Origin of the sequence: Enterobacter cloacae complex sp. 2024EL-00711, assembly GCF_047529885.1 — a bacterium.
GTDB lineage: Bacteria > Pseudomonadota > Gammaproteobacteria > Enterobacterales > Enterobacteriaceae > Enterobacter > Enterobacter ludwigii.
The window spans coordinates 418,909-431,329 of sequence record NZ_JBLIZC010000004.1 but is presented as its reverse complement, the minus strand read 5'-3'; the positions used below and the strand labels follow the sequence as shown (position 1 = coordinate 431,329).

Below are 12,421 nucleotides of genomic sequence, written 5' to 3'. Positions count from 1 at the left end.
TTTATTCTTAGGGCGTTAACACTTCGCAACGAGCGGTTTAACAGAATTAATATTATGGCCCAGCAATGTCACAATGTCCCAGTCCAGACGATAATTTGCGGCCTCTTCACGAAGAATACTCATGGCTTTATCGCTGTCCATTCCTCGTCGGTAGGGACGGTTCTCTGTCATTGCGGTAAAAACATCCGCTACGGCCAGAATTCGTGACGGAATATCCAGCGACGCGGCGCCTAGCCGGAAAGGATAACCGCTGCCATCCAGACGTTCATGATGGTTGGCTGCCCAATCCACGATGCTGCCGAGTTCGGTAATAGGGTGTAGCATGACCAGCGTTTTGTAGCTGTGCTGCTTCATACGGGCGTATTCATGATCTTCAAGCTTGCCGTGTTTTTCGAGAATAGCGAGCGGCGTAAAGAGCTTGCCGATGTCATGTAAATAACCTGCAATGCAGATTTTTTCCTGCATATCGCGGTCATAGCCATAAAGTGCAGCCAGACGGGCCGCCACATGGGCCACGCTGGCGCTGTGAGTGCGGGTGAAGCTGCTGTATTTATCGACAATTTTTGAAATCAGCTGGCACACTTCAAGAAAGTCATGATGATCGAGCATGTCGTGTTGCAGAGGGCTAATGGCATTAAGCACCTGGTCTTGTGCCGGGTTACAGAGCCTGAACCAGAAGCCATCCTGGCGACTCGATTCATACAGGGCATTCGAAAGCACATCAGGCCACTGCTCAGGCCGTGCAAAGAAGCGGGCCAGGATATCCTCGCGCTGTGCGACAAAATCGCCTTTAACCTCGCGCAGGAACAGTTCGAACGTATCGGCCATATGCACCAGATGATGTACCAGAGGGAGCGTATTGTTGTCTGATATTGACCATTCGCTGTGATGATTTTCCAGAATGGCGGTCACCGGCTGCAGAAAACGAATGCCCGCCGTCATTGACCCACCCAACTGTTCATGGCCATCCTGAAAGCCATCACCTCCCGGCATGATGTGTGCGCGATCTTTACTGAGTGCACCAATATCATGAAGCATGCCGGCCAGAAAGGCCGTCTTGATTCCGGAGTGATCAAGTCCTGCCTGATGGCTTAAATACCAGGTGATGATTGCCGTGCGTTGCAAATGATTTACCAGGTCAGCAGAGACCGGATAAATAATTCGATGTAATAAGTTAAGCACGGTTTGAACAGATATATTCATGGAAACCCTGAGCTAAATACTAAAATAATTAATCGTAACCAAACATAATTTGTGCGGTTGCTACCACCGTTCCGGTCGAGAGCGCTGATGCGTTGTAGACTTTGTAATAGGCATGCAAATAAATATATTGTATATCCTGGATGTTATCATCTTTTGCAATGTCTAATATTTGTGTTGCATGTTCCATATTATTGCTGCTGGAGATTTTTATCTCCTCATGTTCGCCAAGGAAATAACGACTGCGAAGCGCAATGCCCACGCCGCCAGCGGTAGTCTCATCATTAACCATGACCTGGTAAGTGCTGTCGGTAGTAACCAGGTCATTACTGGATATCCAGGCCTTGATATTACGGGTGGCAGTTTTGACTCCCGCCAGATTCCCGCACTTAAACGGTATGGTAAAATCGGCACCGTTAGCTTTACCATTTATTTTTAATGTCCTCAGCGAGGCGGGGGGGAGCTTAACCGTCATGTCATGGGTCATGTTGCAGGTGGTTTCTTTCGGTTCAAACTGAATAGTAACTTTCTCGTAAGCGAGAAAATAATCGGTATTCCAGCTTTTGCGCGAGGTGTCGGTCATCATATTGTCCCACGCGCGGTAGGCATAGGTTTTACTGGATAACAAGGGTGAATCCGCTCCGCTCCCCGTACCGCTCATTACCGCCGGTATAACGCTGAGTGCACCATTAGTGGTCGTCTTGGTGTAGGCTGCGACCCCGGTGGGCGGCGTGTTTAAAAGCTCTGCGCGCAATGTATATTGTGTTGGATAGGCGAGGGAGTGGATGCCCACAATCCCGCTGACAGTCACTTTTGTTGTGCCGGTGATTTGTGCCGTCACTTTAATCCAGTAGCTGTTTTCGCCATCAGCGCTGTTAAAATTGAGATACACGGGGTTATTATTAAACCCGGTGAAATAATAAAGATGATCCTGCAATACACCACCAATCCCGACATTGCCATAGGTACAGGTCATGCTGCCAGACCAGCTTGTCGTATAGGTTCTTTCTACGACATTGGATGTCAGAAACTCCGATGAGAGATTCAGCGATTTATCCGCTTCTGCCACGTTTTTAAATAAAATGCCGCTATTTCTGCACGTATCGCCAGTAAGGCCTCTGGACTGGGGTTGAGCCAGTGCGGAAAATCCTGGTAAAAATATCAGGGCGAATACGGCTATGATGAGATAAAAAGACTTACTCATGATCGTATTAATACTCGTTTTAGATTACCGGCAGATATTGACGGCATGTTCATTGGGCTGTGCAATGACACAGGTTTTTTTTACCTTGCCTTTGCTGATATCGATATGCAGAGAATCAGGCATCGTATCGGATTTAATAAAAATCTGGCTTCCCTGTGCTACATATCCCAATTCGTTATGACCGCTATCTGAAACAAATGCGCCAAACGGTAACTGTTCACCTTTCGTATCCTGAACTTCCAGGGTGAATAATTTCCGCGTATCCGTTTTGTATTTCAGATACGTAATGCTGCCTTCATACGGGGCGATATTCAGCAAATTACCCTGTAAATCAACGTCGCTGCTTTTTGTCCCATCCTGCTCGAGATGAAAATTATTCTGCCGGTAAGGCGTTGCGCTGGTCACCAGTGCGATACCGTGCTGGTTTGTACGGGTCGATGAATCGCCGTTGACCACGGCATTTTCCACGCCGGGTGCCTCAAGGATCACAAAGTTTCGCCCATTATTCGGGGAGGCAATGACCCCTCCACGCCACGCAAGCAGATTGCCGCTCGCACCAAGGCTGGTCTGGCGATATTCACGGGCGACGGTCAGGCCGGTGTTAAGGCTGGTCACACTGTTTTTCCAGTTGGTATAGAGATCCGCCGAACGGGAGTCCCCCTCGTTATCATGGGCCAGCATCAGGCTGTAATCGACATCGTGGGAATTACCGCTCAGGCTGACGTCTGAAGACGCATATCGACCTTTCTGCACGCTGGCGTGGGTTGCGATGCTCCCACCGCTGCCGAAGAGGGACATCGGAACGGTGACGGAAAAATAGAGATTGTTCTCAGTGTTTCCACGCGTGCGCAACGAAGTGACGACATCACCCTCATAATTTGTTTCATAGTCGTAGTAGGACTGCGTCACTTCGGAACGGCGCAGTGATACGGCGTAATTTACGCTGTGCCAGGCATTGCTCCACGTCAGGTTATACTGGCGGCTGGTTTTTTGCCCGCGCCAGTAGTCACGCCAGTATGCTGAAAGCGAAAGACGGCCGAAATCATCTGACAGGGGTTGAATGATATTGGCGCTGAATGCCTGTTTGCTGTTAACCGTCGAGGAGCCTGTTCCGCCATAATCCTGAATATTGGATCGGGTCAGGACAAAATCGCTGAAGGAGGCATAGTTCTGCGTTCGGTAATAATACGATGCGAGCGTCAGGTTAGTTCGTGTTGGAAAATACTTACTCCATGAAAGGGCGTATTTTTCTCCGCGGCGCCGCTCCTCTCCCGGCAGGCGATACTGTGACTCTTCAAGAGATCCAGACAACGAGCCCGCGTAGGGTAAAGATATGGCACCCCCAAGCAATACAGATTGATAGTCAGCATTCCAGATGCTCCCGGCAGTCGCGGTAACGTAATTATTAATACCGCGTGAATAGCTAAACTGGGCAAAGCGGCTATGGTCGTTAATACCGCGCATGTCCACTTCACCGATATTGAACTGATAATCACTGGTGCCCGGTCGGAGCATGTCTGGTAAAGAGGAAAATGGAACGGCAAAGCGCTCGGTACTTCCGCCATTATTTTTTACTTCCACGGTCAGATCGCCACGTGAACCGGTCGGCATTAAATCCCGAATTGCAAAGGGGCCGGCGGGCACGGATAACTGATGAATAATATGGCCGTCCTGAAACACGCTCACGACCGCGGAACTGGTGGCGATCCCGGTGATGACAGGCATATAAACACGTTCGCTGTCGGGCAACATCTGCCGGCTCTTCGTGAGCGTCAGGCCGCGGAATCTCACGGTATCAAAGTAATCAGAGGCGGTATACGCCCGCCCGACACGCATGAGCGATTCGATAGCCACAATCGGTTTTTCGACATAGCGTGTGGTATTGACCCAATAACTTTTTCCCGGATTGCTGTAACGCATCCAGGTGGAATTATCGAGTAAATGCCAGCCTGAAAAATTCAGCCCGCTGTTCAGTGAAAGATAAAAATTATCGCTATTTGTATACCTTTCACTCAGTCCATGGAAGTTGTAATAGTTAACGTTGTAATTGGTATAAAGACCGTTAATCCCCTGATCCCATTTCTGCGGTGCCACCCAGTTTTGGCTGTCAGTTTTCACAAAGGCTTGCGGAACTTCCAGATCCAGACGCAACTCTCCCGGTACCAGCTTGCTTTTACCTCCGTGGAGTAACGTATTAATGTCAATCATGTCGGAGTGAGCATTCGCGATAGCATCATCCAGTTCCTGAATAGACAGTTGCGTGGCATCTTCTTTATGAATATGTACGGTACCCCGATCGTCATTGGCGACCGTTAAGGTGAATTTTCCACGCCAGACGTTGTTGACGTAAACGTCGAGATCGTAAGTCCCTGGCGTCATGACCAACTGGTTATTACTCCAGTCCATATCCGCTGAATTACCGACCAGCAGGCTACTGTTGAATGTCTCACCGTATGCACTAAACGAGCACAAGGCGAGGCTGATGGAATGAACCAGCAGGCTTTTTCGAAACAGCGATCTGTTCTTCATCAAAATTGAACCTGGCATGAGTACTGTCTGCGATCAGTGGAGGGTGCTGAATCTCTTGGCGCCGAAATCATCAAGCCAGGTGATTCGGTACTGATTACCCGCATGGATTTTGTCGGGAACCAGCGCACAACCAAACGGAGGAATAAAGGCGGTATCGTTCAGTAAATTATCTTTTCTGGCCTGTTTTAACTGCCCACCTTGCCAGGTCACGATTTGCGGAATGGTCAGGTAATAAGGGGAGTTGTTTTTAAGGCACACACGATCGCCAGAGGTGGAAAGGGTGACTTTTTCAATAACCGAGCTGTCCAGTTCTTCCAGAGACATTGGACGATAAAAAACTTTGATGCGGTTGCGAATAGCGACCTGGAGATAATTATCAGCTCCACCTTCCGGTACCGGAGGCACGTCCAGTACGTTCAGCCAGAATACGCTTTCCCGATCCGTTGGCAGTGACTGGGTATTCATTGCGGCGACCTTCAGGGTTTGCCCACTGTGCGCCTCCATTTTTACGACAGGCGGCATAAGGGAGAAGGGCACTTTGACCTTTTCAGGCGCAGCGGAAGCATCACCCTCATCCAGCCAGGATTGCACCAGATGCGTTTTATCACTGTCATTAACCAGCTGTACGGAAACGAATTTCGCCGCTGCCGGATAAATGACGCGAGTCTGATTAATCACGACACTGGCAAAAGCCATCTGCGAGGCGACAGCCCCGATGAGAAAGATTATTAATTTTTTCATGATGTTTAAAACCGGGGATTGCTCCCCGGTGGAGGTATTAATCGTAGCTAAAAGAGTAAGTTGCGTCGGTAACGACTTTACCGGTGGTGACAGAAGCACCGCCAAAGTTGTAGTAGTTCGCATGCATGGTCAGCGTAATACCGTCGGTGCTGGAAACATCATCCGACGTGAGGCCGGTATTGAAGGCGGTATCAAACGGTACGGCAGTCTTGCCATCGGATGTCAGGGTGATACCCACACCTTCTGCGCCGCCTTCGCTGTAGTTTTTCAGGTATTTACCGTCGTCAGACAGGTTGCTGCTGGTGAAGGTGATTTTGAGGGTTTTGGTGCCTTCGTCTGCCGCTGTGCAGTTTTTCAGGCTCATGGTGAAGTCTTTTTCGTTAGCCGTCACGATGCCCGCGGTTTTCCCCATATCGGTAAGCGTAATCGGAGACAGATTGACGGTGAAATCAGAACCATTGTTGGTCGTCACATCACAGGTTGTATCTGATACTGAACCGTTAAAGGTAATTGTGCCACCTGCGACACCCGTGCTTTCTGCCGCCATTGCTGCACCAGAAAACATGATAGCCGCTGCGATTAATGTCTTATTGAACATGTTTTATATCCCGTTTTTTCATTTTCGATGTACCTGGTACTTCCAGGGTGGGGAAACAGCGTTTCGGAACACTGTTTTACCCACTCTTTTGGTCGGGATATAAAACCATTTAATGCGCAGTTTGGTAAACGCAAATATCGTTTAAATTGATTTTTTAAATTTAAATGACTGGTTTTTAATTTTTATATAGGTTTATGTTCTTTTGGTTGAGGGACTGGAGGGGAGGTAGAGAAACGATTTCCTGTTTAAAGACGTGCTCAAAATCGTCATATGACGATCTTTGCAAGGATCCTGGACAGGCATAGAAACATTACTCTGCACAGTGAGTTACAATATTGAAACGAAATTAACATTACCAAAACAAGTACGGCAATGAAGCACGCTGTTTCAGGGAAGACAAAGAAGGGGAAAAGACACTGCCAGGAGGGATAACAGTCTCTTTTTTTAACTATTCAACTTCGAGCGTACTAAAACTGACGATACGAGAACGCCCTAATTCCTTCGCACGGTATAAGGCAACATCTGCCGCGCGTAACAGGTTGTCGCTTTCGGCATGCTGAGGGTAGCTGGCGATTCCGATAGAGACATCAACTGGACCGATTTCGGTCAGTCCACTGCGCACCGTTAACGCGTGAACGGCGTCAAAAATCTCGTTTGCGAAGGTAAAGGCAACCTCTTCATTTACCCCTGGCAGGAGTATTAAAAACTCCTCTCCGCCAAAGCGAAACGCCAGGCCATTCTCACGGACCGCCCGTTTCACAATGCTGGATACGCTTTTAATAACCTGATCACCCGCTTCATGGCCAAACCGGTCATTAATGCTCTTGAAGTGATCGATATCGATCATCATGCAACTCAGGGGTTCGCCGTTACGAATGGCCTGTGTCATTTGGGTATGAAGCGTATCTTCCAGATGATGGCGATTACGCAAGCCGGTCAGCGGGTCGAACAATGCTTTTTCAAGCAACGCATCGCGTAGCCGCTGGTTTGCCAGCGCCAGACCGAGCGCTTCGGCCATCAGTTCGAGATAAGCACGGGCAGGGGCATTTTCCGCGGTGATATTCTGGAATGAGAGCAGACCAATGGCCTCGCCCTGGGCAATAAGCGGCACGCACAGCGAACGATACGCCAGTGATTCCGGCAGATGATAGCAGGCGATATCCGGCTTACCGCTGAACGGGGGATGGCTCTGACCACGCCTTACTGCCCAGCATTCGTCAGGATGAAACGTCATCTCCTCTCCCGTGGGGGAGAGCCACTGGGCAACGCAGCGCATCTGCCAGGGATCGCGGTCAAGGACATAGAGCCGGCCAGGGACCCCCGGGGCGATATTGGGGGCAAACATCTCCGCCACGTTGATAACATCGGTAAAGTTCTCACACCCTTGCAGCCGCTGCGTCATGCGGGCCAGCAGTTCGCGGACAGCCCAGTCGGCGTCGCGCTCTTTTTCCAGCCGTTGCCGGGCAAGGCCGTTTTCACGAAAAATACGGATCGCCTGCGCCATATCGCCAATCTCATCAATCTGATTAAAATTCGGCGTTTCGACGGCGTAATCCTGCGACGCCAGACGGTGTACCACGTCGCTCAGACGCACCACGGGGCGCAGCACGCGACGTTTCAGGATAAAGCCCAGGACAAACAGAAACAGCAGGGCGGTCAGGCCAACCATCAGTTCAGAGGCCGTACGCAGCGCTTTCGATTTTTTGGTGGCATCCTGCACGGACGCAATCACCCGCTTGTCGAGGATCTGGCGAAAGTAATCAATCTGGTTTTGTGCGCGTTCCAGCGCCTGCTCATAGGGGGCACCATAAAGCAGGGCAATGGCCTGAGCATCTTCTCCCCGCTCTGTACTGGTCAGGGCCGTCTGCTGTTCATCCTGTAGCTCATCGATAATCTTGAGACCTTCCCGCAGCAGGGACAGCTCCTCATCGGACGCGCCGTTATCGCGCAGTTTATCCAGCCTCAGTTCGACATTTTTCAGGTTGTTCTCTGACTGGCTGTATTGTCTGAGGGTTTGCGGATCTTTTTTTATCACGTACAGGCGGGCTAAATCGGACTGCGCCCAGGCGTCGGTTTCAATATCCTCCGTCAGCTCATCAAAGCGCTGCCGCTGTTCAACGGCGTGACGTTCCACGGTGTCGGCATTGGATGCCATCAGCATGATGATGCCTGAGACAAGGGTCAGGCAGACCGTGGCACCATAGGCCCAGTTAGTTATCGTTGCGATTCGCACCTGTGGATCCTTTTACGACATGAGAAGGATGGCGTTCTTTCAAATTATAGAAAACGTTTGATTTAAGGCGAAAAAAAAGGCGGCACAGTGCCGCCTGGTGTGGTCTTTATCGTCATATCATCACAAATCTGGAGGGTTTTTTCCTTCCTCGATGAAATCCGCATCCAGCTCTTCGGCGTTACCCGCGTGATCGCGACCGGAGAACAGGTTCCAGCAGGCGATGAACAGCGCGGCGATCAGCGGCCCAATAACAAAGCCATTAATGCCGTACAGCTCCATCCCGCCAAGGGTTGAGATGAGGATCAGGTAGTCCGGCATTTTTGTGTCTTTCCCCACCAGCAATGGACGCAGGATATTGTCCACCAGCCCGACAATGATGACGAAGAAGCCAACGATAAAGAGACCCTGCCAGAGCTGATGCGTGGCGAACAGGAAGATGGCGGCCGGCACCCAGACAATGGCCGAGCCGACGGCCGGAACCAGCGAAAGGAACGCCATCAGCGCGCCCCAGAGTACGCTACCGTCAATGCCAGCGATGGCAAATGCAATCCCGCCGAGCGTGCCCTGAACCACCGCCACTACCGCCGTACCTTTTACCGTTGCCCGCGAGACGCCGACGAATTTGGCGAACAGATGCTGTTTGGCAAAATCAGACAGAGGAAGCGAATCAAGGATCTGGCGTACCAGATACGGACCATCTTTCAGCAGGAAGAACAGCAGATAAAGCATGATGCCGAAGCTGATCGCAAAGCCAAACGTCCCTTTACCAATCAGAAACGCGCTGCCGGCCAGATACTGTCCGCCCTGCAGGGCCACATCGGAGAGTTTTTTCTGGATCTGTGCCGCGTTCGTCAGGTTGTGGTCCGCAAGGAAGCCGCTGGCCCAGCCTGGCAGGTGGTTAAAGATGCTCGCCACCACTTCCGGGAATTGGGTGTTGTTCGCTTGCAGCTTGGTGTACACCACGTTCAGTTCAATGGCGAGCGATGAAAAGATCACCATCAACGGGATAAAGACGATGAGGCAGATAATGCCGATGGTTAACAGCGAAGCCAGTCCGTTGCGATCGCCCATCGCCGCGCGCAGCTTGTTTTTTACCGGGTTAAAGATAACGGTAAGAATGGCTGCCCATAAAATCGCGGAGAAGTAGGGGGAGAGCACGTCGAAGAAAGCCCAGGTGACAAGGGCGAGTATGAAGATAAAGAAACCTTTGGTCAGTCCGTTAAAGCGCATCAGTTGATCCTGTAACGATGAAACTGTGTCGACTATAGAACTGATTGAGGGATTTACCAAGAATTGCGCCACTGTAAAATCCCGCGTATGAACCCGCTCCTTACGGATACCACTTTCGACTGACCGAAGAACGTCAGGGTCCGCGCCATGCTGTAAGTATCTGCTTGCGGAGGTGCTTATGGCCTGGCGTCCGTTCCTGTATGTGATCCTCACAACCCACCCCAGACTCAGCGCGCGGCGCGCCCGATTACGTCTGGTCGTCTAGCTTTTTCTTAACAATCGCGGTATAACACACCTTCTTTGGATGTTTAGATGTCCATACGTATAGAAGGTAATATGCAAACACAACAAGAAAATGGGCAGCTTAAGCGCACCATGAAAACACGCCACCTGATTATGCTCTCGCTGGGTGGGGTCATTGGGACAGGGCTATTCTTCAATACTGGTTATATCATTTCAACGACCGGGGCCGCGGGAACGCTGCTGGCGTACCTGATTGGCGCGCTGGTGGTCTGGCTGGTGATGCAGTGTCTGGGCGAACTTTCCGTTGCGATGCCGGAAACCGGCGCGTTTCACGTCTATGCCGCCCGCTATCTTGGCCCGGCTACAGGCTATACCGTGGCGTGGCTTTACTGGCTTACCTGGACGGTGGCGCTCGGGTCGAGCTTTACCGCCGCCGGGTTCTGTATGCAGTACTGGTTCCCGCAGGTGCCCGTCTGGACGTGGTGCGTGGTGTTCTGCGTGGTGATCTTCGGCCTTAACGTCATCTCCACGCGCTTCTTTGCCGAAGGCGAGTTCTGGTTCTCGCTGGTGAAAGTCATCACCATTATTGCCTTTATTATTCTTGGCGGTGCTGCGGTGTTTGGCTTTATCCCGATGCAGGACGGTTCTCCCGCGCCGGGCTTAACCAACCTTACCGCCGAAGGCTGGTTCCCGCACGGCGGCCTGCCCATCCTGATGACCATGGTCGCGGTGAACTTCGCCTTCTCCGGGACAGAGCTTATCGGTATCGCGGCGGGTGAGACGGAAAATCCGCACAAGGTGATTCCGGTTGCCATTCGCACCACCATTGCCCGGCTGATCATCTTCTTTATTGGTACCGTATTTGTGCTGGCCGCGCTGATCCCGATGCATCAGGCGGGCGTGGAAAAAAGTCCGTTTGTACTGGTGTTCGAAAAGGTCGGTATTCCGTACGCGGCTGATATTTTTAACTTCGTGATCCTGACAGCCATCCTGTCGGCGGCGAACTCGGGCCTGTACGCTTCTGGCCGCATGCTCTGGTCACTCTCGAATGAAAAAACGCTGCCGCGTTGCTTTGCGCGCGTTAATAAAAACGGCGTACCCATGACGGCGATTTCTGTTTCAATGCTTGGCGGCGTACTGGCGCTGTTCTCAAGCGTGGTGGCACCGGACACGGTGTTTGTCGCACTGTCCGCCATCTCAGGCTTTGCTGTGGTGGCGGTCTGGATCAGCATCTGCGCGTCGCATTTTGTCTTCCGTCGTCGCCATCTTCAGTCTGGTCAGCCGCTTTCCGCTCTGCAGTATCGCGCGCCGTGGTATCCGCTGGTGCCGGTGCTTGGCTTTATCCTCTGCGTGGTGGCCTGTGTTGGTTTGGCGTTTGACCCGAGTCAGCGTATTGCCCTTTATTGCGGGCTTCCGTTTGTTGCCCTGTGTTATGGTGCCTACTACCTGACCCGAAACATGACATCGCAGGAGCCTGAACATGTCGCAGAATAATCCGCTTACCGCCATCCTTGAAAAACAGCCATTTGTGGTGCTGGATGGCGCGATGGCGACGGAACTGGAAGCGCGCGGTTGTAATCTTGCAGACAGCCTGTGGTCTGCCAAAGTGCTGGTTGAAAACCCGGATCTTATCCGCGACGTTCATCTGGACTACTACCGGGCGGGAGCGCAGGTGGCGATCACCGCCAGCTATCAGGCCACGCCTGCGGGGTTTGCCGCACGAGGCCTGGATGAGGCGCAATCCCGCGCGCTGATTGGCAAAAGTGTGGAGCTGGCGCGTAAGGCGCGCGAAGCGTATCTCGCGGAAAACCCTCATGCAGGCACGCTGCTGGTCGCGGGATCGGTTGGGCCGTATGGTGCATACCTGGCGGATGGTTCTGAGTATCGCGGTGACTACGTGCGAAGCGCAGAAGCGTTTACCGATTTCCATCGCCCGCGCGTGGAAGCGCTGCTGGATGCCGGGGCAGATCTGCTGGCCTGCGAAACGCTGCCATCCTTTGCTGAAATCAAGGCGCTGGCGGCGCTTCTGGCCGAGTATCCCCGGGCCCGGGGATGGTTCTCGTTTACCCTGCGTGACAGCGAGCACCTCAGCGACGGCACGCCGCTGCGCGATGTGATTTCTGCGCTGGAACGCTATCCGCAAATTGTGGCGCTGGGGATCAACTGTATCGCGCTGGAAAATACCACCGCGGCACTGAAACATCTTCACAGCCTTACCGCACTGCCGCTGGTGGTCTACCCGAATTCGGGGGAGCATTATGACGCCGTGACCAAAACCTGGCATCACCATGGCGAAGCCTGCGAAACGCTGGCGGGCTATTTACCCCAGTGGCTGGCGGCCGGGGCGAAGTTGATTGGAGGATGTTGCCGGACCACGCCGAAAGACATTGCGGAGCTAAAGGCGCAGCGCTGATGTTGTGTGTCGCCTGATGCATTCACCTCA

The 12,421-nt window shown here is 52.0% G+C and carries 9 protein-coding genes; 2 read left to right on the top strand and 7 right to left on the bottom strand.

Annotated elements, in window-relative coordinates:
- Window positions 1-15: 15 nt before the first annotated feature.
- The 7 genes from ACMVME_RS14410 to ACMVME_RS14380 all read right to left on the bottom strand — a co-directional run bounded on the left by ACMVME_RS14410 (window position 16) and on the right by ACMVME_RS14380 (window position 9,735).
- A complete protein-coding gene (locus tag ACMVME_RS14410) occupies window positions 16-1,203 on the bottom strand; it encodes an HD domain-containing phosphohydrolase (RefSeq protein ID WP_025205028.1) in 1,188 nt (395 codons plus the stop codon).
- A 28-nt stretch (window positions 1,204-1,231) separates the two neighbouring features.
- A complete protein-coding gene (locus ACMVME_RS14405) occupies window positions 1,232-2,404 on the bottom strand; it encodes a fimbrial protein (protein WP_153853048.1) in 1,173 nt (390 codons plus the stop codon).
- A 24-nt stretch (window positions 2,405-2,428) separates the two neighbouring features.
- On the bottom strand, window positions 2,429-4,933 hold the full coding sequence (locus ACMVME_RS14400; RefSeq protein ID WP_251858834.1) for a fimbria/pilus outer membrane usher protein: 2,505 nt from the start codon (window positions 4,931-4,933) through the stop codon (window positions 2,429-2,431).
- Window positions 4,934-4,966: 33 nt separating this feature from the next.
- Entirely contained in the window at window positions 4,967-5,674 is a 708-nt protein-coding gene (locus ACMVME_RS14395; RefSeq protein WP_032681589.1) for a molecular chaperone, read from the bottom strand.
- A gap of 37 nt (window positions 5,675-5,711) precedes the next feature.
- Window positions 5,712-6,272 carry a fimbrial protein gene (locus ACMVME_RS14390; RefSeq protein ID WP_014168795.1) on the bottom strand — a complete coding sequence of 187 codons (561 nt, stop codon included), beginning with the start codon at window positions 6,270-6,272 and terminating at the stop codon, window positions 5,712-5,714.
- Between the two features lie 448 nt (window positions 6,273-6,720).
- Entirely contained in the window at window positions 6,721-8,505 is a 1,785-nt protein-coding gene (locus ACMVME_RS14385; protein ID WP_414743451.1) for a diguanylate cyclase, read from the bottom strand.
- A gap of 120 nt (window positions 8,506-8,625) precedes the next feature.
- Window positions 8,626-9,735: an AI-2E family transporter gene (locus ACMVME_RS14380; protein ID WP_020885256.1), complete on the bottom strand. Its 1,110-nt coding sequence runs from the start codon at window positions 9,733-9,735 to the stop codon at window positions 8,626-8,628.
- A 336-nt stretch (window positions 9,736-10,071) separates the two neighbouring features.
- Here ACMVME_RS14380 and mmuP point away from each other — a divergent pair, with 336 nt between their 5' ends.
- Together mmuP and mmuM are read left to right on the top strand one after the other, a co-directional pair.
- Window positions 10,072-11,472: an S-methylmethionine permease gene (gene mmuP / locus ACMVME_RS14375; RefSeq protein WP_025205021.1), complete on the top strand. Its 1,401-nt coding sequence runs from the start codon at window positions 10,072-10,074 to the stop codon at window positions 11,470-11,472.
- Complete coding sequence (gene mmuM, locus ACMVME_RS14370) at window positions 11,459-12,391, top strand: homocysteine S-methyltransferase (RefSeq protein ID WP_047355623.1); 933 nt, start codon at window positions 11,459-11,461, stop codon at window positions 12,389-12,391. Before mmuP ends, mmuM begins: the two co-directional genes overlap by 14 nt.
- Window positions 12,392-12,421 lie beyond the last annotated feature (30 nt).

Bases quoted from the DNA above. Each gene is read 5' to 3' on its own strand.
- ACMVME_RS14380 (WP_020885256.1), bottom strand. From the start codon at position 9,735: ATGCGCTTTAACGGACTGACCAAAGGTTTCTTTATCTTCATACTCGCC.
- mmuM (WP_047355623.1), top strand. From the start codon at position 11,459: ATGTCGCAGAATAATCCGCTTACCGCCATCCTTGAAAAACAGCCATTT.
- mmuP (WP_025205021.1), top strand. From the start codon at position 10,072: ATGCAAACACAACAAGAAAATGGGCAGCTTAAGCGCACCATGAAAACA.
- ACMVME_RS14405 (WP_153853048.1), bottom strand. From the start codon at position 2,404: ATGAGTAAGTCTTTTTATCTCATCATAGCCGTATTCGCCCTGATATTT.
- ACMVME_RS14390 (WP_014168795.1), bottom strand. From the start codon at position 6,272: ATGTTCAATAAGACATTAATCGCAGCGGCTATCATGTTTTCTGGTGCA.
- ACMVME_RS14400 (WP_251858834.1), bottom strand. From the start codon at position 4,933: ATGAAGAACAGATCGCTGTTTCGAAAAAGCCTGCTGGTTCATTCCATC.
- ACMVME_RS14395 (WP_032681589.1), bottom strand. From the start codon at position 5,674: ATGAAAAAATTAATAATCTTTCTCATCGGGGCTGTCGCCTCGCAGATG.
- ACMVME_RS14410 (WP_025205028.1), bottom strand. From the start codon at position 1,203: ATGAATATATCTGTTCAAACCGTGCTTAACTTATTACATCGAATTATT.